This window comes from Kitasatospora sp. NBC_00315 (assembly GCF_041435095.1).
GTDB lineage: Bacteria > Actinomycetota > Actinomycetes > Streptomycetales > Streptomycetaceae > Kitasatospora.
In genome coordinates this window covers 6,496,234-6,515,563 of sequence record NZ_CP108025.1, presented here as the reverse complement: position 1 = coordinate 6,515,563, position 19,330 = coordinate 6,496,234, and the positions used below count along the sequence as shown (strand labels likewise).

Sequence of the window (19,330 nt, the reverse complement as noted above, 5' to 3'; positions counted from 1 at the left end):
GCATGGGAGGCATCCGGAAGGCCCGGGCGCACCGCGCCCGGGCGCACCGGCGAGCGATCGGCGGGTCGACGGATGGCGGAGCAGCGGCCGGTGGCCGAACTCGACCCCCGGTACAGCGACGACGACGCGGCGGCGACCGAGTGGCCGCAGGCCCTCGACCGGCTGGCGGCCGCCGAGCTGTACTGGCTCTCCACCGTCCGCCCCGACGGACGACCGCACGTCACGCCCCTGATCGCGGTCTGGGTGGAGGGCGCCCTGCACTTCTGCACCGGCGGGGACGAGCGCAAGGCCAGGAACCTCGCGGGCAACCCGCACTGTGTGCTCACCACCGGGACCAACACCCTGCACTCCGGTCTGGACGTGGTCGTCGAGGGCGAGGCCGTCCGGCTGGCCGACGACGACGCGCTCCGGGCGGTCGCCGACGCGTACGAGGCCAAGTACGGCAGCGAGTGGCGCTTCGAGGTGCGCAACGGCTACTTCCTCGGCTCCGGCGGCAACGACCCGGTGTTCCGGGTGGAGCCGGTGACCGCGTTCGGCTTCCGCAAGGGCGAGTACAGCCAGACCCGCTGGCGGTTCGGCCCGGCCTGAGCCCGCCGCCCGCCGCTCCGCGCCGCCCGCCGCTCCGCGCGGCCGGCCGATCAGCGTGTTCGGCCGATCAGCGTGTTCGGTCACGCGGACGGCCGTACCCGGCGCAGGATGGGCCGGGGCGCCGACGGACCTGCGGCGCACCCGGCCGACCGAGAGCAAGGGCGTACGCCTCATGACCCAGAGCCAGACTCCCGCCGAGAGCCCGGTACAGAACCCGGCGGAAGGCGCGCCGGCCTCCCGCCGGGTGGCCCTCGTCGGGGCGCTGGAGGAAGCCCAGCGCGCCCGGCTGCTGGACATCTGCGAGCGCACCCCCGTCAACCTGGCGCTGCGGGCGGGCGTCGCGATCGAGACCACCGAGGAGAAGGCGTGAGCGCGCGGGAGAGCGACCGGTACGACGTGATCGTCCTCGGGGCCGGCCCCACCGGGGAGAACCTCGCCGACCGGACGACGGCCGCCGGGCTGCGCACGGTCGTCGTGGAGAGCGAGCTGGTCGGCGGCGAGTGCTCGTACTGGGCGTGCATGCCCAGCAAGGCGCTGCTGCGGCCGGTGGCCGCGCTGGCCGGCGCGCGGGCGGTGGCCGGCTCCCGGGAGGCGGTGGTCGGCCGGCTGGACGTGTCGGCGGTGCTGGCCCGGCGCGACTCCTTCACCTCGCACTGGCGGGACGACGGCCAGGTCGAGTGGCTCGACGGCGCGGGCATCGACCTGGTGCGCGGGCACGGCAGGCTGACCGGCGAGCGGACGGTCACCGTGACCACCGCCGACGGCGCCGAGCGCGTCCTGACCGCCCGGCATGCCGTGGCGGTCTGCACCGGCAGCCGCGCGGTGCTGCCCGAGGGTGTGCCCGGCCTCGCCGGGGCCCGTCCGTGGACCAGCCGCGAGGCGACGTCGGCGGCGAAGGTGCCGGGGCGGCTGGTGGTGGTCGGCGGCGGCGTGGTCGGCGTGGAGATGGCCACCGCCTGGCAGGCGCTGGGCGCCGAGGTGGTGCTGCTGGTGCGCGGCGAGCGGCTGCTGCCCCGGATGGAGCCGTTCGCGGGCGAGCTGGTCGCGGACGGGCTGCGCGAGGCGGGGGTGGACGTGCGCACGCACGCCGCCGTCGCCTCGCTGGAGCGCCCGGCGGCCGACGGGCCGGTGACCGTGGTCCTGGACGGCGGCGAGCGGCTGACCGCCGACGAGGTGCTGTACGCGACCGGCCGGGCGCCCCGGACCGAGGACCTCGGCCTGGAGCGGATCGGCCTGGAGCCCGGCTCCTGGCTGGTGACGGACGACGGCTGCGCCGTGCTCGGGGTGCCCGGCGGCTGGCTGTACGCGGCGGGCGACGTCAACCACCGGGCGCTGCTCACCCACCAGGGCAAGTACCAGGCCCGGATCGCCGGCAACGCGATCGGCGCCCTGGCCAGGGGCGAGGTGCTGGACACCGCGCGCTGGGGCGCGCACGTGGCCTCCGCCGACACCGCGGGCGCGCCGCAGGTGGTGTTCACCGAGCCGGAGGCTGCGGCGGTCGGCCTGAGCCTGGCCGAGGCGCAGCGGGCCGGCCTGCGGGTGAAGGCCGTCGACCACGACCTCGGACAGGTCGCCGGGGCCTCGCTGTACGGCGACCACTACCGGGGCCGGGCCCGGGTGGTCTTCGACCTGGACCGCCGGCTGCTGGTCGGCGCGACCTTCGTCGGTCCGGGGGTGGCGGAGCTGCTCCACTCGGCGACGGTGGCGGTGGTGGGCGAGGTGCCGATCGAGCGGCTCTGGCACGCGGTGCCGGCCTATCCGACGATCAGCGAGGTGTGGCTGCGGCTGCTGGAGGACTGCCGGGGCTGAGGTCTCCGGGGGCGTCGGGGCCGCACACCCCGGCGCGCCGGGGTGTGCGGCCCCGCGGACGGCGGGACACTGGCGGCGGGGGCCGAGTCGCCGATCAGGTGGGTGTTCGTCATGACCGAAGTGCTGTTGGCCGTCGGGACGCAGAAGGGTTTGTTCCTCGGGCGGAGCCACGACCGGGTGGACTGGGAGTTCAGCGGTCCGCATTTCCCGATGAACGCGGTCTACTCCGTCTCGATCGACCGCCGCGGCGGCCGGGTCCGGGTGCTGGCGGGTGCCGACAGCAGCCACTGGGGCCCGTCGGTGTGGCGCTCCGACGACCTGGGCGGCAGTTGGTACGAGCCGCCCAGGCCCGCGATCGGGTTCCCCGAGCACACCGGCGCCTCGCTCACCCGGGTCTGGCAGCTCCAGCCCGCCGGTGACGAGGCGCCCGGTGTGGTCTACGCGGGCACCGAGCCGGCCGCGTTGTTCCGCTCCGAGGACGGCGGCGAGTCCTTCGCCCTGGTCGAGTCGCTCTGGGACCACCCGCAGCGCGCGCACTGGGGCGCCGGGTACGGCGGGCAGGGGCTGCACACCGTCCTGACCGACCCGCGCGACCCGCAGACGGTGCTGGTGGCGGTCTCCAGCGGCGGCGTGTACCGGACGAAGGACGGCGGGCAGAGCTGGCAGCCGTCCAACACCGGCCTGCGGGCGGAGTTCCTGCCGCAGGAGAGCCAGTACCCGGAGTTCGGCCAGTGCGTGCACAAGATCGCCCGCGACCCGGTCGACCCCGACCGTCTCTACCTGCAGAACCACGGCGGCGTCTACCGCAGTGACGACGCGGGCGCGACCTGGCGGTTCGTCGCCGACGGACTGCCCGCCGACTTCGGCTTCGCCGTCGCCGCCCATCCCCGGCGCGCCGACACCGCGTACGTCTTCCCGCTGGACGGCGCCGCCAGCCGGATGCCGCCCGGGCGCCGCTGCCGGGTGTTCCGCACCGAGGACGCCGGCGACAGCTGGCAGCCGCTCGCCGAGGGGCTGCCGGGCGGCGACCACTACGGCGTGGTCCTGCGCGACGCGTTGCGCAGCGACGACGCGGATCCGGCCGGCCTCTACTTCGGCAACCGCAACGGCGAGGTGCACGCGAGCGCGGACGAGGGCGACAGCTGGCGGCTGCTGGTCTCCCACCTGCCGGACGTGCTCTGCGTCCGGGCCGCCGTGATCGGCTGAACGAGGGACGGCCGGGGGCGGCCGGGGGCGGCCGGGTCGCAGTCGCGACCTGGGACGGCGACTGCGGCCCGCATCTGCGATGCCCCGTCAGAACGCTTCTGACCTGCTCTTTTCTTCCCAGTAGGGTGGAGGGCGGCGCGATCGGAACCCCTGTTCCCCCGACCGAAGAGCGAGGCACCACCCATGAGCCTGAGCATCCGCAACCAGCTTCCCGGCACCGTCACCGCGGTCGCCACCGGTGAGGTGATGGCCACCGTCAAGGTCCGCCTGGGCTCGGGTCTGGAGATCACCTCGGCCATCACCCTGGACTCGGTGAAGGACCTCGGGATCGCCGAGGGCAGCCGGGTCCGCGCCCTGGTGAAGTCCACCGAGGTGGCCCTGGCCACCGGGCCCGTCGCCGGACTGAGCATCCGCAACCAGATCCCGGGCACGGTCGTCGAGGTCGCCACCGGCGGCGCGATGGCCGGGGTGAAGGTGGCCGTTGAGGGCGGCGAGCTGACCGCCGCGATCACGGCGGACGCCGTCGCCGATCTCGGCCTCGTCACCGGCAGCACGGTGGTCGCCCTGATCAAGTCGACCGAGGTCTCGCTCGCGACCGTCTGAGGCCGCGGCGCCGCGGTGGCGGGCACCCGGGAGGTGCTCGCCACCGCGGCGCCGCCACGCCCTCGTCCGGGTGATGGCCGCGTGTGCGGCGCCGCGCGCGGTAGCTGTTGACGCATGTCCAGCACCCAGCTCCGACGGGCCGCCGCCGTCACCGCCGCGGCCGCCGCCCTGCTCATCGCACTCGGCCAGGCCGTGGCGGCCCAGCCACCGCCGGCCCGGGACGACTCCGGGGACCGCCTGACGGTGACGCTCTCGTCCGGCGCCGGCCCGGCCGTCGACGGGCGGCACGAGCTGCGGTGCCACCCGACGGGCGGCGACCACCCGGAGCCCCGGGCGGCCTGCGACCGGCTCGACTCGCTGACCTCCTGGGGCCGGGACCTCTTCGCCCCGGTACCGCCCGACGCCGTGTGCGCGCAGCGCTACGGCGGACCGGCCACCGCCCGGGTCACCGGCCACTGGGCCGGGCGGCCGGTCGACGCCCGGTTCTCCCGGCGCGACGGCTGCGAGATCGCGCGCTGGGACTCCTTCGTACCGCTGCTGCCCCCGGTCGCCGCCGCTCAGGCCCCGAGTGCGGGCCCGAGCCAGACCGCGGTCACGCCGCTGACGTAGCGGGCACCGCAGTGGTCGGCGGGGACGACGAGCTGCGGCCCGGCCTCGTCCAGCGGGGCGCCGTCCATGCTGGTCGCGAGCAGGATCTGCTGGCCGCCGAAGTCCGGGTCGATCTCGGCCCAGGAGACCACGGCGCGGTGGCCGTCGGCGCCGGTGACCGCGAGCAGGAAGCCCAGGCGCGGCTTGCGCGCGGTGAGGTCGACCATCGGACCGGCGGCGCGCAGCACGTCCCAGAGCCGGGGGCCGTCGTAGCCGTGGTGCTGCGCGCCCTCGGTTCGGCAGTCGAAGGTCACCTCGACGTGCTGCGCGGGCAGGTCGCGCAGCTGGCCGACGGTCAGCTCTGCGGGCCGGTCCAGATGGCCGTGCAGCCGGACGGCGGGACGTCTCATACGGCGTGCTCCCTCCCGGTCCGCCGGGTGCGGCCCGGGAGGGTGGTACCCCGTGGGATCGCCGGCCATTCGCAGCTGCGACCGTGGAATGATTCCATCGGCCGCAGCTGCGAGGAACATGCGGCGTTCTTCCTCGCAGGTGCGGACGGTTCGTCAGGCCCCTGCCACCGGGCGGCCGGTGCGGTGCTCCTCGATGGCCTGCCAGACCTTGTCGCGCAGGAAGGGCGCCTGCGTGAATCGGATGCCGGTGGCGTCGCGCAGGGCGTTGGCGAAGGCGGGCGGGACGGGGTTGAAGGGGCTCTCGCTCATCGACTTGGCGCCGAGCGGCCCGATGGCGTCGGAGGTCTCCGAGAAGTGGACCTCGGTGCGCGGCACGTCGGCGTAGGCCGGCAGGCGGTAGCGGCGGAACGCGGCCGTGGTGACCTCACCGCGTCCGTCCACCAGGACCTGTTCGAAGAGGGTGGCACCGAGGGCCTGGGCCACACCCCCCTCGACCTGGCCGCGGCACTGCATGGGGTTCATGACCTTTCCGGCGTCGGCCCCGTGGACGCTGCGCAGGATCCTGATCTCGCCGGTGCCCGGGTCGACCGCCAGCCGGAACCACTGCGAGTTGAAGGCCACCGAGCGCGGGGAGCCGCCCCAGTGCCCGTCGGCCGCGAGGTCGACACCCCGGGCCCGCGCGGCCTCGAAGACCTCCTTGAGGGAGACCGTCCGCCCGTCGCAGTCGACCGCGTCGGCGGTGAGGCGCACCAGGCCGCGCGATGTGCGGGCGTACTCGGCGGTGAAGGAGAGCAGCTGCTCGGCGAGCGCGTTGGCCGCCTTCATCACCGCCTTGCCCGCCACCACCGTGCCCGCGGAGCCGAAGGCCCCGGTGTCGTGCCGGACCACGTCGGTGTCGGACTGCCGGACGGCGATGCGGTCCACCGTGGTGCCGAGCGCGCCCGCGGTGATCTGCTGGTGGACGGTGGTGGTGCCGTTGCCGAACTCGGCGGTGCCGACGGCGATGTCGTACGTGCCGTCCTCCAGCAGCTTCACCGTGGCGTCGGCGAAGTGGCCGCCGGGCGGCCCGGTGGCGATGGCCGCCATCGCGAACCCCTGACCGACCAGCCAGCCCTCGGGGGCGAGTTCGGCGCTGCGGTCGTCGTCGAGCGCGTTCCGCACCACCTGGAGGCACTGGTCCAGGCCGTAGCTGGCGATGTGCAGGTCCTCCTCCTCACCGCAGGGGCCCTCCATGTGCTCGCCGGGCCCGATGACGTTCCGCTCGCGCAGGATCAGCGGGTCGAGGCCCAGCCGGCGCGCCAGCTCGTCCATCGCCGACTCCAGGGCGAAGGTGACCTGGCCGAGTCCGTAGCCGCGGAACGCCCCGGCCGGAACGCAGTTGGTGTAGACGGAGTACGCCTCCACCTTCTTGTTCGGTGCCCGGTACACGCCCATCGACTCGCCGACGCTGTGGAACATCACCGCGGGGCCGTGGTTGCCGTACGCGCCGGTGTTGGAGACCACCCGGAACCGCAGGGCCGTCAGGGTGCCGTCACTCCGGGCCCCGACCTTCACGGTCACCGTGAACGGGTGCCGGGTGGTGGCCCCGTAGAACTGCTCGGGGCGGGTGAACTCCAGCTTGACCGGCCGGTGCAGCCTCATCGCGGCGAGCACGGTGATGTCCTCCGTGAGCATCTCCTGCTTGCCGCCGAACCCGCCGCCGACCCGGCCGGCGACCACCCTGACCTTCTCCATCGGCAGGTCGTACAGCGCGCACAGCGCGCGCCGGGTCAGGAAGGGCACCTGGGTGCTGGAGCGGACCACGATCCGCTCCTCGCCGCTCTCCGCGTTCTCCTCGAAGTAGGCGACGCAGCCGTGCGTCTCCAGACTCGCGTGCTGCACCCGCTGGGTGCGGAAGGTCTCCTCGTAGACGACGTCCGCCTCGGCGAAGCCCTGCTCGACGTCGCCCCTCTCGCCGTGCACCTCCCCGCAGACGTTGTTCTCCGGGCGGGCGATCCGCGACTCGGGGCCCTTGGGGTGGATCACCGGGGCGCCGGGGGCCATGGCCTCCTCCGGGTCGAGGACGTAGGGCAGTTCCTCGTACTCGACCACGATCCGGCGGCAGCCCTCCTCGGCCGCGCCCTCGGTGTCGGCCACGACGGCCGCCACCCGCTGGCCGACGAAGCGGACCACGTCGTCCAGCACCCGGGTGTCGTCCGGGTCCTCGGTGGGGTGCTCGTGCCGGGCCGAGGAGTACAACCGGTCGGGGGCGTCGTGGTGGGTCAGGACGAGGTGCACGCCGGGCACCCGCAACGCGGCCGAGGTGTCGACGGCGAGGATCCGGGCGTGCGGGTGCGGCGAGCGCAGCAGCTTCATGTGCAGCAGCCCGTCCACCTCCAGGTCGAAGGTGTAGCGGGCGGTTCCGGTCACCACCTGCGGTCCGGCCGGCGCGCCGGGGCTGCGGCCGACCGCCTGCCCTGCGCAGGGCAGCTCGGCGTTCCTGACCCCGCGCACTGCGTCCTCGATCGCCCGGTAGCCGGTGCAGCGGCACAGGTTTCCCTTCAGCGCCCTCGGCAGATCGGTGAGCTGCTGCTCGTCGAGGGCGGAGGCGGTCATCAGGAAGCCGGCCGTACAGAAGCCGCACTGGAAACCCTGCGCGTCGAGGAACCGCTGCTGGACGGGGTGCAGCTCGCCGTCCCTGGCCAGCCCCTCGACGGTGGTCACCGAGCGGCCCTCGGCCCGCACCGCCGGGTAGAGGCAGCTGTGCACGGGCGCACCGTCGACCTGGACGGTGCAGGCGCCGCAGTCCCCGGCGTCGCAGCCCTTCTTCACCCCGAACCAGCCGCGGTCCCGCAGGTACGTCCGCAGGCACTGCCCCGGCCGGGGCTCGGCGTCGAAACGCCGGTCGTTGACGCGGATCTCGAAACTCATCGTCCGGCCTCCTCGGTACGGCCGGCCGCGCCCGGCCCGCCTTCGGTCAGTTCGCGGCGGATCTCCTCGGCCAGACGGAAGGTCATGTGCCGGCGCCAGGCGGGAGTGCCGTGGATGTCGTCGAAGTACTCGCCCGGCGCGATCGCGTGCTCGACGGCCTCGTGCAGGGCGCGGGCGTTCGGCGGCAGGGGGAAGCGCAGGCGTACCGGTCGTACCGTGGACGCGGTCACCGTCACGGTCAGCGCGCCGTCCACCGGGTCGAGCACCCCGATCACCAGCACGCCCGACCGGCCGAGCCCGTACAGCGAGGCCTGCCGGAAGGCGGTCCGGCCGGCCAGTGCCCGGGCGGGCAGGGTCACCGAGCGCAGCAGCTCGCCGCGCTCCAGCAGGTTGCGGCCCGCCCCGGTGACGAAGTCCGCGACCGGGACCTCCCGGAGCGCCCCGCTCTGGCCGCGCAGCAGGCAGACGCCGTCCAGGGCCGCGGTCAGCGAGATCATCGGTCCGGCCGGCAGCGAGTTGCAGAGGTTGCCGCCGACGGTGGCCATGTTCCAGATCTTCCAGGACGCCAGGAAGGCGTGGCAGCACTGCTGGAACAGCGGCCCGGCCGCCCGGCGCTCGTGGTCGGGGAACCGGAACAGCCGGGCGATCGTGCAGGTCGCGGCGATCTCCAGGGAGTCGTCGGCGGTGACGCGCAGTGGCTCCCAGCCGGTCCCGCCGAGGTCGATCAGCCGGCGGAGGTGCACCTGCGGCTCGGAGAACAGATAGGTGCCCCCGGCGAGCCAGGCGTCCCCCTGCTGCCACCCGCCGCGACGGCGGGCGTCGCGCACCTCCAGCACCGTGTTCAGATCCACGTTCTCCCACCGTCCTCAGCAGTTCGACAGTGCGATTGAAGCAACCGCCGGTGGCGCGGACGAGTGGTCTCGCGCACCAGCGAGCCACGCCCGGGCTGGACGATCGACCAGCCGGCCGGCCCTGTGAACAGGTGCTTTCGCGGGCGCCGGCCGTGCTGCGAGGGCCGGCGGTCGACGGCGGTGCCCCCTCCCGCGCGCGCCGGGTGTCCGGAAAGCGGCGGCCGGCCGGAACGGGGCCGGGTGGCGGTCCGACGCAGGGGCGAACCCGGTGCGACGCGGGCCGCCGCCGCGGCCGGACGGGGGCCGGGCACCGATCGGACCGGTCGCGCAATACGACGGACGACCACCTCGCGGCGCCGCCCCGGGGTGGTCGCACTGGACGATCGGCCAAGAAGAATTCTCTCGGCTTGACCTGCATTTACGATGCCTGTGCGCACTTTAAGCTTGCATCTGCAAGCTCAAGTCCGGCGCAAGCACAAGGAGTGAAGCATGATCGTCGGAGACCTGCTGGACCTGGACGACCTGGACATCCACCTGGCCTGGGGCACGCCCGAACTTCTGGACCGCCCGGTCACCGGCGTGACCTCCACCGACCTCCAGGACCCGGCACGCTACCTTCAGGCGGGCGAGCTGGTGCTGACCGGACTGGTCTGGTGGCAGCCCGAGGACGCCTCGGGGGCGCTGCGCTTCGCGACCGCCCTGCGCAGTGCCGGGGTGGCCGCGCTGATGGCGGGCGAGGGCACCCACGGCACGGTGCCGACCAGCCTCGCCGACGCCTGCCGCACCCACGGGATCCCGCTGCTCGCGGTGCCGGCCGGCACCAGTTTCCGTGCCGTCACCGACCGGGTCTACCTTCGCCTGTGGGGCGGCCTGCGGGCCGGCGAAGGGGACACCGCGGTGATCCCGCGCACGGTCGGACGAGAACTCGCCGCCCTGGTCGAGGCGGGCGCCGGCCCGGCGGTGGTGCTCGCGCACGCGGTGAACCGGCTCGGCCTGCCCGACTGCTCGATCACCACCGCCGCCGGGCGGCCGGTCGCCGGCCCCGCCCTCCCCCGCGGCGCCGCCGCCCGCGGCGGCCTGCCCGTCGGCCCGCAGGAGGACTCCCCCTTCGACGGCTGGCGACTCCACCCGGGCCCCGCCGGCCGGCCGGACCACGCGGGGCCCGACCGGACCCCGATACTGGACGCCCTGGCCGGACTGCTCGCCCCGCTGGCGGTCCGCGCACACGCCGGGACCGCCGCCCGCGGCCGGGCGGCCGGGCACCTGCTCGACCTGCTCGCGGCCGACGGGCCGGTCGACCTCTCCGATCCGCTCGCCGCCTGCGGCCTGCCCGGCCACGGCCCGCTGGTCGCGATCGCGGCGCGGGCCGACGCCGCCCCCGCCGGCTGGGCCGCGTACGCCCTCGACGAGGCGCTGGAGCCGCTCGCCGTCCCGTTCGCCGTGGGGACGGACCACGCCGGGCGGACCGCCGCCCTCGTCGCCGCACCTCCCGAGCAGGCGGCGGCCGCACTGCGCGGGGCGTGGCCCGGCCTGGAGGCCGGGCTGACCGGGCGGCAGTCGCTGCGCGCCGGGGTCGGCCCGGCCGCGCCCGCGACCGCGGCGGGGCTGCGCGGCGCGCTCGTCCAGGCTCGCTACGTGCTGGCCGGCAGCGCCGGCCCGGTCGGCAGCGCGACCGCCCTGGACTCCCTCGCCGAGCTGCTCCGGGGCATCCCGCCCGAGGTCACCGCCGCGTTCCACGCCCGGCTGCTGGCCCCGCTGGCCGCGCACGACCGCGACAACGCCGTCTCCCTGCTGGGCACCCTGACGACCTTCCTGGACCACGACGGCTCCTGGGCCCGGACGGCCGACTCGCTGCACGTCCACGTCAACACGGTGCACTACCGGATCCGGCGGATCGAGGAGCTGACCGGACGCAACCTGGCCCGACTGCAGGACCGGCTGGACCTGCGGGCCGCCCTGCTCTGCGCCCCGGCGGGGCACTGAGCGGGGACGGACCGGGCGGGGCACTGAGCGGGGACGGGCCGGGCGGGGCATTGAGCGGGAACGGGCCGAGCGGGGACGGGCCGAGCGGGGACGGGCCGGGCGGCGACGGCACGGAAAGCGACGGGCCGGGCGGCGACGGGACCGGCGGGAGCAGCCGAAGGCCCGGGAGCCGGAGCGACGGCGCGGCTCTGGACGCGCCCGATTACCGATGAGTAAGGTCCGACCATGCCTACCGGCCGCAGCTACGACATCGTCCTGTTCGGCGCCACCGGATTCACCGGCGAGCTGACCGCCGAGTACCTCGCCCGGCACGCGCCGGCCGGCACCCGCTGGGCACTGGCCGGGCGCAGCCCCGACCGGCTCGCCGCCGTCCGGGACCGCCTGACCGCGATCGATCCGGCGCTGGCCGGGCTGGATCTGCTCACGGCGGACGCGGGCGACCCCGGCTCCCTGCGGGCGGTCGCCGAGGCCGCCCGGGTGGTGATCACGACGGTCGGGCCCTACGTCCACTTCGGCGACGCCCTGGTCGGCGCCTGCGCGGCGGCCGGCACCGACTACGTCGACCTCAGCGGTGAACCCGAGTTCGTCGACCGCACCTACCTGCGCCACCACGCCACGGCAGTGGCCAACGGCGCCCGACTGGTGCACTGCTGCGGCTTCGACTCGATCCCCTACGACCTCGGCGTGCACTTCACCGTGGGCCGGCTGCCCGAGGGCGTGCCGCTGCGGGTGGAGGGGTTCGTCAGCGCGTCGGCCACCTTCTCCGGTGGCACCTTCCACTCGGCGCTCACCGCGTTCGCCCGGCTGCGCGCGAGCGCCCGGGTCGCGAAGGAGCGCGGGCGGGCCGAGGAGCGGCCCGCGGGCCGCCGGGTGCGCGGCCTGCCCCCGCGCCCGCGCTACGAGCGGCGGATCGGCGCCTGGGCGCTGCCGGCCCCGACCATCGACCCGCAGATCGTGCTGCGGTCCGCCCGCACCTTGGAGCGCTACGGCCCCGCGTTCGACTACGGGCACCACCTGGCGGTCCGACGGCTGCCGGTCGCGATCGGCCTCGCGGGCGGCGTGGGCGCGCTGGTGGCGCTCGCCCAGCTGCCGGTGGCCCGGGGCTGGCTGCTGGGGCGCCGGCGGCCGGGCGAGGGACCTTCGGCCGAACGGCGGGCGCGGTCCTGGTTCCGGGTGGTCTTCCTGGGCGAGGGCGGCGGCAAGCGGGTGGTGACCGAGGTGTCCGGTGGCGACCCCGGGTACGGGGAGACGTCCAAGATGCTCGCGGAGTCGGCGCTCTGCCTGGCCTTCGACGACCTGCCAGCCTGCTCGGGCCAGGTCACCACGGCGGTGGCCATGGGCGACGCGCTGACGGCCCGGCTGGTGGCGGCGGGCATCGGCTTCCGCGTCCTGAAGGACTGATCCCGGGCCGGACCGGGACGGACCGGGACGCGTTCGGGACAGACCGGACCGGGGCGCGTTCGGGGCGGCGCCCGGTCGGGACAGATCCGGTGGGACAGATCCGGTGGGACAGCGCCCGGTAGGCGGACGCCGTCAGCGGGCCAGCCGGTCCGCCGCCGTCCGCCAGGCCCGGGTGACGGCCTCCCTGGCCTGGGCGGTCGCGGCCTCCACGTCCCCCGTCAGCCGCAGTGGCGCGCCCAGGTGCACGTGCAGGGCGGGACGGCGCAGCGGCGCGGTGAGCAGCCCGCTGAGCTGCTTGGCGGTGGAACCCGAACTGATGCGGCGGGCGCCCGCCTGTCCGAGCGGGACGACCGGCGCGCCCTCGGCGGCGAGCCGGGCCAGGCCGGTGCGGAACGGCCCGGGGGCGGTGTCGGCCGCTTCCACGTGCCGGGGCAGCCGCCCCTCGGCGTAGATCACCACCACGCGGCCGGCGGCGAGCGCGGCCGCGGCGGCCTCCAGTGCCTCGGCGGCCCGCTCGGTCCCGCGCCGCACGGGCACATGGCCCTCGCGGACGAGCACCCGGCCCAGCACGGGTATCCGCCACAGCCCCGACGTCGCGAGGATCACCGGCTCGACGCCGAGGCGGCGGACGGCGGCCAGCACCACCCCGGGGTCGACCAGCGAGGAGTGGTTGGGAGCGACGATGCTTCCGGGAGCCAGGACGGCGCCCTCGTCCATGGACATCGTCAGACGGCCGAGCACGGGAACGACGGTACGGGCCACGGCGCTGAGCATGATGCGGTCCTCGGGATCGGCTGCGGTGCGTCGCCGACGACCGGCGCGTGCGCCCATTCTCGGTGCCCGGTGCGGCGCTGCGCCTGAGTCCGGATACTCAGATCGGCTGCTCGGGCCGGCCGGGTGGCCACGGACCCGGATTTCCCGGGGGCCGGTCAGGACCGTTCGTCCGCCCGCAGCCGGGCGCTGACCTCGCCGAGGCCCTCGGCCAGGGCGGTGAGCTGTTCGCGGGTGAGGACGTCGACGAGCAGCTCGCGGACCAGGGCGACATGCCCCGGGGCCGCCTGCCGTAGCGCCTCCCGGCCGGCCTCCGTCAGGTCGGCGAAGACCCCGCGCACGTCGCTCGGACAGGAACGGCGGCTGACCAGTCCGGCCTTCTCCAGCTGGGTGACCTGGTAGGTGAGGCCGCTCTTGGAGGTGATCAGCTTCTCCGCGAGCTCGGTCATCCGCAGCGAGCCGCCCGGGGCGCCGGAGAGGTGGACGAGAACCTCGTACTGGGTGTGCGAGAGGCCGGAGTCCTCCTTGAGCTGGCGCTCCAGGCGCCGGCCCAGCAGGTTGCTGGCGGCGACGAAGCCCCGCCATGCGGCCATCTCGTCCTGGTCCAGCCAGCGGGGTTCTTCCATGAGTGCATGCTACTCCTGTTGTTCAAATTCGAACCAAGGTGTACCGTTTCGAGTATCGAGGTTCAAATTTGAACTAACCGCCGTGGGAAACCGCCCGGCGGACAGTCCCGACGTGGACGAGCGGGATCGAACCGAGGAAGGCCCCGATGAGCACCACAGCCCCCGAGCGCATGCCCGCCCTCTACCTGTCGCACGGCGCACCGCCACTCGCCGACGACCCGGTCTGGCCCGGCGAACTCGCCGCCTGGTCGGCCGGCCTGCCCCGCCCGAAAGCGATCCTGATGGTCTCCGCGCACTGGGAGGAGGCCCCGCTCGCCCTCGGCGCCACCACCACGATCCCGCTGGTGTACGACTTCTGGGGCTTCCCGCAGCACTACTACGAGGTGACGTACGCCGCCCCCGGCGCTCCGGAGCTCGCCGACAGCGTGCGCAAGCTGCTGCGCGCGCCCGGCACCCCCGTGCAGGACGTCCCCGACCGGGGCCTGGACCACGGCGCGTACGTGCCGCTGGTGGAGATGTACCCCGGCGCCGACATCCCCGTCCTCCAGGTCTCCATGCCCACCCTCGACCCGCAGCGGTTGATGGAGATCGGCCGCCGGCTCGCTCCGCTGCGCGACGAGGGCGTCCTGATCGTCGGCAGCGGGTTCTTCACGCACAACCTGCGCGCGATCAGTCCGGACGGCACCGTCCCGTCCGTGATGGCGGAGTTCGACGACTGGGGCAGGCGCGCGCTGGAGGCCCACGATCTGGACGCCCTGCTCGACTTCGAGCGCAAGGCGCCGGCCGGCCGGCTCGCCCACCCGCGCACCGAGCACTTCGCCCCGCTGTTCGTCACCCTCGGCGCCGGCGAGGCCGACCTCGCCACCCAGCGAAGCGTGATCGACGGCTTCTGGATGGGCCTCGCCAAGCGCTCCCTCCAGCTGGGCTGAGGGCCCCGGCGGCGGGCGTTGCGGGCGGGAGGCCGCCGCCGTCAGGCGCCGCCCACCAGGCCGTCCCAGCCCCAGCGCGGGGTGGGGCCCGGGTCGCCGAGGTCCTCGCCCGCCGGTGAGGTCGAGACGTCCCGGGCGATCCTGGTGCCCCAGTCGAAGTACTCCAGGACGCGCCGTCGCAACAGCGCGTCCGCCGGGAGCTCCCGCTCGACCGCCCCGGCCATCAGCTCCATCCAGCGGGCCCGCTGGCCCTCGGTGATGGACAGGCCCAGGTGCGAACGCAACAGGGCCTGGTGTCCGCCGAGTTCGGCGGTGAACCGGGCGGGGCCACCGAAGATCTCGGCGAGCCAGACCGCGACGTGCTCGGTGTGCGTCCGGGTGAAGCCGGCGAAGACGGGGGCCAGCAGCGGATCGGCCAGGACCGCGTCGTAGAAGGTGCTGCTCAGGCGCCGGAGCGCCTCCGTACCGCCGATGGCGTCGTACAGGCTCTCGGTGCGGCCGCTCTCCACGGGCATGCGCGCCTCCTGACTCCGCCGGGCCTGCCGGTCCCGGGCCCGCCGACCGGTTCCAGGCTAGTGTCCCGGCCGGGCCTGCGCTCGGCGCACCGTTTCCGGAGCGTCGGCGGCCGAGCCGCGCGGTGCACCGGGCGCCGGGCACCGGGACGCACGGGCGAACCGGCGAACCGAGCGGCCGAGCCGGCGACGACACCCCCGATCGGGGGTGTGCAACGGGCCGGGCCGGTAGCAGAGTGGGGTCATGCAGACTCCACTCTCCGTGATGGACTTCCTCGACCGGGCCGAGCTGGTCTACGGCGACCGGGTCGGGATCGTCGACGAACCGGTGCAGCCGGCCCCGTCCTGGGGCGAGCTCGGCTACCGCCGGGTGGCGGAACTCGCCCGTGCCCAGGCGGCGGGCCTGGACCGGCTCGGTGTCGGCCCCGGTGAGCGGGTCGCGATCGTCTCGCACAACTCGGCTCGGCTGATGACCTCGCTGTTCGGCGTCAGCGGACACGGCCGGGTGCTGGTGCCGGTCAACTTCCGCCTCCGCGCCGAGGAGGTCTCGTACATCGTCGAGCAGAGCGGCGCGTCCGTCCTGCTGGTCGATCCCGAACTCGCCGACTCGCTGGCCGGGGTGAAGGCGCGGCACACGTTCGTGATCGGCGCCGAGAGCGACGCCGTGCTGTACGACTTCGACAACGCGCCACAGCGCGTCGAGATCGCCGAGTCCGACACCGCCACCATCAACTACACCAGCGGAACCACCGCCCGTCCCAAGGGCGTTCAGCTCACCCACCGCAACATCTGGCTCAACGCGGTGCTGATGGGCCTGCACTTCGGCGCGAGCGACCGGGACGTCTACCTGCACACCCTGCCGATGTTCCACGCCAACGGCTGGGGCCTGCCGTTCGCCCTGACCGGCCTCGGCGCGCAGCACATCGTGCTGCGCAAGGTGGACGGCGCGGAGATCCTTCGCCGGGTGGAGCGGCACGGGGTGACGTTCCTGTGCGGTGCGCCCGCCGTCATCACCATGGTGCTGGAGGCCGCCGCCGACTGGGACGGCCCGATCCCCGGCCGGGACCGGGTGCGGATCATCGTGGCCGGCGCGCCGCCGCCCACCTCGGTGGTGCAGCGCATCGAGGCCGAACTCGGTTGGGAGTTCATGCAGATCTACGGCCTGACCGAGACCTCTCCGCTCGCGACGGTCAACCGCACCCGTGCCGAGTGGGACGAGCTGCCGGCCGCCGAGCGCGCCGAGAAGCTGGTCCAGGCGGGAGCGCCGGCCCTGGGCAGCCAGGTACGGGTGGACGACGGGGGCGAGGTGCTGCTGCGCTCCAACACCGTGCTGGAGGGCTACTGGCGGCAGCCGAAGGAGACCGCCGAGGCGATCCGGGACGGCTGGTTCCGCACCGGTGACGGCGGCACCCTGACGGAGGGCTACCTCACCATCTCCGACCGGAAGAAGGACGTCATCATCAGCGGCGGCGAGAACGTCTCCTCGATCGAGGTGGAGGACTGCCTCTACGACCACCCGGCCGTCGCCGAGGTCGCGGTGATCGGCGTACCCGACGAGAAGTGGGGCGAGACGGTCAAGGCACTGGTGGTCCTCAAGCCGGGGCGCACCGCGAGCGAGGCGGACCTCATCGCGCACTGCAAGCAGCGACTGGCCGGCTACAAGTCCCCCACCTCGGTGGAGTTCCGGGACGTGCTGGCGCGGACCACGACCGGGAAGCTGCAGAAGTTCCGGCTCCGCGAGCCGTACTGGACGGGCCGCGAGCGCGGAGTGAACTGAACCCGGACGAAACGCGTGCAGGTCACCCCACGCCCGGGCCCGCGTGGACGGGCCCGCGTGGACGGGCGACCGACCCCGGAGCACCCTTCGCCCGGCCGCCCGGCCGCCCGACCGGTCAGCCGGTCAGTCGGTCAGCCCGGACTCCCTGGCGATCAGGGCGAGTTCCACCCGGTTGCGGACGCCGAGCTTGTGCATCGCGCTCTTCAGGTAGCCGGTCACCGTGTTGCAGGTGAGGCCGAGCTGGGCGGCGATCTCCGGGTTGGTACGGCCGGTCGCCACCCAGCGGAGCACCTCGTGCTCACGCGGGGTCAGAGCGGCGACGCCCTGGAGGACAGGGCCCGCCACCGCCGGAGCCGTCCAGGCGGCGGCCCTGGCGAGGGCGCGGGTGGCGGTCGCGGCGAGTTCGGTGACCTTGCGGATGCGCACGTCGCCGAACGGGACGACGGTACGCAGCGAGGCGTACACCACGCCGTGCACGATGCCGTCGTGCAGCAGCGGCACGGTGAGCATCGCGTAGAGGTCCTCGGCGCTCACGGCCGCGTCGTGGTCGTGCGAGATGGTGGTGGCGGCCCGGTAGTCGGACACCCAGGTCGGGGCGCGCTCGGCCAGTGCCTTCCCGCCCAGGCCCGACCCGCTCGGGACCGCCAGGTCGTGCAGCAGGGCCGCCCGGGTGCCGGCCCAGTGCCGCAGCACCATCCCCGCCGGGCCCTCGCCGGCGGCTCCGGCGGTTCTTCGACCGGCGGGGCCGGACCGGTGGCCCGGATCGGGGACGCCGACGAGCCCGACGTCGGCGCCGCAGTCCGCGACCACGCGGCGGGCGAGGTCGGCCAGCACGGCGGCCCTGACCAGTTCGGCGGCCCGGGTGTCGGCGCCGCCGGCCGCCCGGGTGGGGGTGTCCGCAGCCCATCTCATCGCGCGATTGTCACATGAGCGGGGGCCGTCGGCGAGGTCCGTGCCGCACGTGTTGCCGGCCTGTTCCGCGTTCGTGCCCGAACCCCCGGTCGGCGCCCGTAGTCTGCGTCCGGGGTGTTCGTCCATGGGCTTCCGTCCGTGGCCCCGCGCACGGTCCCCATCGGTGACCCGGTGGCGACGGCGGGCCGGCGCCGGGTCCGAGGCTCCGGACGCGGCCCCGGCGCACCCGGCAATTCCCGGCAGTACCTGGTGAACGAGCGGGAGACGACGATGACCACCACCCTGGACGGCCTGCTGGCCGACCTACGGGCCGAGAACACCGAGCTGGACGCGCTGGTGGCCCGGCTCGACCCGGCCGACTGGGCCCGGCCCACACCGGCCGAGGGCTGGACGATCGCCCACCAGATCGCCCACCTGGCCTGGACCGACGACTGGGCGGCGCTGTCCGCCCGGGAGCCGGAGGACTTCACCTCGGTGGTCGAACGGTCCTTCTCCCCCGGCACCGACCCGGTGGAGGAGGGAGCCGCCGCCGGAGCCGCCCTGGCTCCGGACGAACTGCTCTCACGCTGGCGGACCGGGCGCGATCAGCTGCTGGCCGCTCTGGAGGCCGCGCCGTCGGACGTCCGGCTGCCCTGGTTCGGGCCGCCGATGAAGCCCGCCTCACTGGCCACGGCCCGGCTGATGGAGACCTGGGCGCACGGGCAGGACGTGGCCGACGCCCTGGGTGCGACCCGTGCCCCGACGGCGCGCCTGCGCCACGTGGCCCACCTGGGCGTGCGCACCATGGGATTCGCCTTCGGCCTGCACGGGCTGCCGGCGCCGCAGACACCGATCCGGGTGGAGCTGACCGGACCGGACGGGGAGCTCTGGGCCTGGGGCCCCGAGGACGCGCCCGACCGGATCACCGGACCGGCGCTGGACTTCTGCCAGCTGGTCACCCAGCGGCGCCACCGGGACGATGTCGCGCTGGTGGCCTCGGGCCCGTCGGCGCTCGCCTGGCTGCCGATCGCGCAGGCCTTCGCGGGCGCGCCGGGCAAGGGGCGCGAGCCGGGCTCGGCACCCCCGGCGGCGGAGCACCAGCCGTTCTGACCGCCACCTCGCCGCCGTCCTCGTCCGGCCGCGACGCCTGGCAGGACGGCGGACGGGACGGCGGGCCGGGCGCCGGGCGGGCGGCCCCGGGCGCGACGCCGGGCGCGCGGCCCCGGGCGGGGGCCAGACCACCGGGGCCGACGTCCGGTCCTGGACGAGGAGCCCGAGCAGCACCTCGTCCAGGAACTCGCCCATCACCCACGCCGAGGAGCGCGGCACGCCCTCGCGGACGAAGCCGTTGCGCTCGGCGGAGCGCAGCATCGCGGCGTTGTCCGCGACCGTTTTGGGCCGACCGTCCATGTGACGGCCGGTTACCGCGCCGTAACGGTCCGGGCACCGCGTACTTCACACGCCCTGCCTAGCGT

18 protein-coding genes and 1 pseudogene are annotated in these 19,330 nt (G+C 74.9%); 11 read left to right on the top strand and 8 right to left on the bottom strand.

The features are described from left to right. Positions 1 to 72: 72 nt before the first annotated feature. From OG823_RS27195 to OG823_RS27170, 6 genes are all read left to right on the top strand, one after another. The gene (locus OG823_RS27195; protein ID WP_371482613.1) at positions 73 to 588 is read left to right on the top strand and encodes a pyridoxamine 5'-phosphate oxidase family protein; all 516 of its coding nucleotides are present in this window, start codon (positions 73 to 75) and stop codon (positions 586 to 588) included. Between the two features lie 172 nt (positions 589 to 760). Then, on the top strand, positions 761 to 958 hold the full coding sequence (locus OG823_RS27190; RefSeq protein ID WP_371482611.1) for a hypothetical protein: 198 nt from the start codon (positions 761 to 763) through the stop codon (positions 956 to 958). Further along, a complete protein-coding gene (locus OG823_RS27185) occupies positions 955 to 2,397 on the top strand; it encodes an NAD(P)/FAD-dependent oxidoreductase (RefSeq protein WP_371482610.1) in 1,443 nt (480 codons plus the stop codon). Before OG823_RS27190 ends, OG823_RS27185 begins: the two co-directional genes overlap by 4 nt. 111 nt (positions 2,398 to 2,508) lie before the next feature. After that, a complete protein-coding gene (locus tag OG823_RS27180) occupies positions 2,509 to 3,603 on the top strand; it encodes a WD40/YVTN/BNR-like repeat-containing protein (RefSeq protein ID WP_371482608.1) in 1,095 nt (364 codons plus the stop codon). A 183-nt stretch (positions 3,604 to 3,786) separates the two neighbouring features. After that, the gene (locus OG823_RS27175; protein ID WP_371482606.1) at positions 3,787 to 4,206 is read left to right on the top strand and encodes a molybdopterin-binding protein; all 420 of its coding nucleotides are present in this window, start codon (positions 3,787 to 3,789) and stop codon (positions 4,204 to 4,206) included. 114 nt (positions 4,207 to 4,320) lie between these two features. Continuing rightward, positions 4,321 to 4,815 carry an SSI family serine proteinase inhibitor gene (locus OG823_RS27170; RefSeq protein WP_371482604.1) on the top strand — a complete coding sequence of 165 codons (495 nt, stop codon included), beginning with the start codon at positions 4,321 to 4,323 and terminating at the stop codon, positions 4,813 to 4,815. Here the strand turns inward: OG823_RS27170 and OG823_RS27165 are convergent. The 3 genes from OG823_RS27165 to OG823_RS27155 all read right to left on the bottom strand — a co-directional run bounded on the left by OG823_RS27165 (position 4,764) and on the right by OG823_RS27155 (position 8,965). Further along, positions 4,764 to 5,204 carry a molybdopterin-dependent oxidoreductase gene (locus OG823_RS27165; protein ID WP_371482603.1) on the bottom strand — a complete coding sequence of 147 codons (441 nt, stop codon included), beginning with the start codon at positions 5,202 to 5,204 and terminating at the stop codon, positions 4,764 to 4,766. The genes OG823_RS27170 and OG823_RS27165 overlap by 52 nt on opposite strands. A gap of 153 nt (positions 5,205 to 5,357) precedes the next feature. Further along, positions 5,358 to 8,114, bottom strand: coding sequence for a molybdopterin-dependent oxidoreductase (locus tag OG823_RS27160; RefSeq protein ID WP_371482602.1), 2,757 nt, complete (start codon positions 8,112 to 8,114; stop codon positions 5,358 to 5,360). Continuing rightward, positions 8,111 to 8,965 (bottom strand): xanthine dehydrogenase family protein subunit M, encoded by an 855-nt coding sequence (locus tag OG823_RS27155; protein WP_371482600.1) that lies wholly within the window; start codon positions 8,963 to 8,965, stop codon positions 8,111 to 8,113. The genes OG823_RS27160 and OG823_RS27155 overlap by 4 nt, the downstream gene beginning before the upstream one ends. A 489-nt stretch (positions 8,966 to 9,454) precedes the next feature. On the opposite strand from OG823_RS27155, the gene OG823_RS27150 reads away from it, so the two are divergent. After that, the gene (locus OG823_RS27150) at positions 9,455 to 10,948 is read left to right on the top strand and encodes a PucR family transcriptional regulator (protein ID WP_371482598.1); all 1,494 of its coding nucleotides are present in this window, start codon (positions 9,455 to 9,457) and stop codon (positions 10,946 to 10,948) included. 225 nt (positions 10,949 to 11,173) lie between these two features. After that, complete coding sequence (locus OG823_RS27145) at positions 11,174 to 12,349, top strand: trans-acting enoyl reductase family protein (RefSeq protein ID WP_371482596.1); 1,176 nt, start codon at positions 11,174 to 11,176, stop codon at positions 12,347 to 12,349. Positions 12,350 to 12,481: 132 nt separating this feature from the next. Here the strand turns inward: OG823_RS27145 and OG823_RS27140 are convergent, their stop codons facing one another. Then, positions 12,482 to 13,123: a lysophospholipid acyltransferase family protein gene (locus OG823_RS27140; RefSeq protein ID WP_371482594.1), complete on the bottom strand. Its 642-nt coding sequence runs from the start codon at positions 13,121 to 13,123 to the stop codon at positions 12,482 to 12,484. A gap of 155 nt (positions 13,124 to 13,278) precedes the next feature. Beyond that, the gene (locus OG823_RS27135; protein ID WP_371482593.1) at positions 13,279 to 13,746 is read right to left on the bottom strand and encodes a MarR family winged helix-turn-helix transcriptional regulator; all 468 of its coding nucleotides are present in this window, start codon (positions 13,744 to 13,746) and stop codon (positions 13,279 to 13,281) included. A gap of 146 nt (positions 13,747 to 13,892) precedes the next feature. Here OG823_RS27135 and OG823_RS27130 point away from each other — a divergent pair, with 146 nt between their 5' ends. Continuing rightward, entirely contained in the window at positions 13,893 to 14,675 is a 783-nt protein-coding gene (locus OG823_RS27130; protein WP_371482591.1) for a dioxygenase, read from the top strand. Between the two features lie 41 nt (positions 14,676 to 14,716). Here OG823_RS27130 and OG823_RS27125 read toward each other — a convergent pair whose 3' ends face one another. Then, positions 14,717 to 15,190: a group II truncated hemoglobin gene (locus tag OG823_RS27125; RefSeq protein ID WP_371482589.1), complete on the bottom strand. Its 474-nt coding sequence runs from the start codon at positions 15,188 to 15,190 to the stop codon at positions 14,717 to 14,719. A 241-nt stretch (positions 15,191 to 15,431) separates the two neighbouring features. Here OG823_RS27125 and OG823_RS27120 point away from each other — a divergent pair, with 241 nt between their 5' ends. Beyond that, positions 15,432 to 16,964 carry an AMP-binding protein gene (locus OG823_RS27120; RefSeq protein WP_371482587.1) on the top strand — a complete coding sequence of 511 codons (1,533 nt, stop codon included), beginning with the start codon at positions 15,432 to 15,434 and terminating at the stop codon, positions 16,962 to 16,964. Positions 16,965 to 17,087: 123 nt separating this feature from the next. On the opposite strand, the gene OG823_RS27115 is transcribed toward OG823_RS27120, so the two are convergent. Further along, positions 17,088 to 17,876, bottom strand: coding sequence for a LuxR C-terminal-related transcriptional regulator (locus OG823_RS27115; RefSeq protein WP_371482585.1), 789 nt, complete (start codon positions 17,874 to 17,876; stop codon positions 17,088 to 17,090). Positions 17,877 to 18,146: 270 nt separating this feature from the next. On the opposite strand from OG823_RS27115, the gene OG823_RS27110 reads away from it, so the two are divergent. Continuing rightward, entirely contained in the window at positions 18,147 to 18,965 is an 819-nt protein-coding gene (locus OG823_RS27110) for a TIGR03084 family metal-binding protein (RefSeq protein WP_371482584.1), read from the top strand. 129 nt (positions 18,966 to 19,094) lie between these two features. On the opposite strand, the pseudogene OG823_RS27105 reads toward OG823_RS27110, so the two are convergent. Beyond that, positions 19,095 to 19,250: pseudogene (locus OG823_RS27105) on the bottom strand (GNAT family N-acetyltransferase); the annotation flags it as partial. Positions 19,251 to 19,330: the final 80 nt, after the last annotated feature.

Bases quoted from the DNA above. Each gene is read 5' to 3' on its own strand.
- OG823_RS27125 (WP_371482589.1), bottom strand. From the start codon at position 15,190: ATGCCCGTGGAGAGCGGCCGCACCGAGAGCCTGTACGACGCCATCGGC.
- OG823_RS27150 (WP_371482598.1), top strand. From the start codon at position 9,455: ATGATCGTCGGAGACCTGCTGGACCTGGACGACCTGGACATCCACCTG.
- OG823_RS27180 (WP_371482608.1), top strand. From the start codon at position 2,509: ATGACCGAAGTGCTGTTGGCCGTCGGGACGCAGAAGGGTTTGTTCCTC.
- OG823_RS27165 (WP_371482603.1), bottom strand. From the start codon at position 5,204: ATGAGACGTCCCGCCGTCCGGCTGCACGGCCATCTGGACCGGCCCGCA.
- OG823_RS27115 (WP_371482585.1), bottom strand. From the start codon at position 17,876: ATGAGATGGGCTGCGGACACCCCCACCCGGGCGGCCGGCGGCGCCGAC.
- OG823_RS27175 (WP_371482606.1), top strand. From the start codon at position 3,787: ATGAGCCTGAGCATCCGCAACCAGCTTCCCGGCACCGTCACCGCGGTC.
- OG823_RS27135 (WP_371482593.1), bottom strand. From the start codon at position 13,746: ATGGAAGAACCCCGCTGGCTGGACCAGGACGAGATGGCCGCATGGCGG.
- OG823_RS27190 (WP_371482611.1), top strand. From the start codon at position 761: ATGACCCAGAGCCAGACTCCCGCCGAGAGCCCGGTACAGAACCCGGCG.
- OG823_RS27110 (WP_371482584.1), top strand. From the start codon at position 18,147: ATGACCACCACCCTGGACGGCCTGCTGGCCGACCTACGGGCCGAGAAC.
- OG823_RS27140 (WP_371482594.1), bottom strand. From the start codon at position 13,123: ATGCTCAGCGCCGTGGCCCGTACCGTCGTTCCCGTGCTCGGCCGTCTG.
- OG823_RS27195 (WP_371482613.1), top strand. From the start codon at position 73: ATGGCGGAGCAGCGGCCGGTGGCCGAACTCGACCCCCGGTACAGCGAC.
- OG823_RS27170 (WP_371482604.1), top strand. From the start codon at position 4,321: ATGTCCAGCACCCAGCTCCGACGGGCCGCCGCCGTCACCGCCGCGGCC.
- OG823_RS27120 (WP_371482587.1), top strand. From the start codon at position 15,432: ATGCAGACTCCACTCTCCGTGATGGACTTCCTCGACCGGGCCGAGCTG.
- OG823_RS27145 (WP_371482596.1), top strand. From the start codon at position 11,174: ATGCCTACCGGCCGCAGCTACGACATCGTCCTGTTCGGCGCCACCGGA.
- OG823_RS27130 (WP_371482591.1), top strand. From the start codon at position 13,893: ATGAGCACCACAGCCCCCGAGCGCATGCCCGCCCTCTACCTGTCGCAC.
- OG823_RS27160 (WP_371482602.1), bottom strand. From the start codon at position 8,114: ATGAGTTTCGAGATCCGCGTCAACGACCGGCGTTTCGACGCCGAGCCC.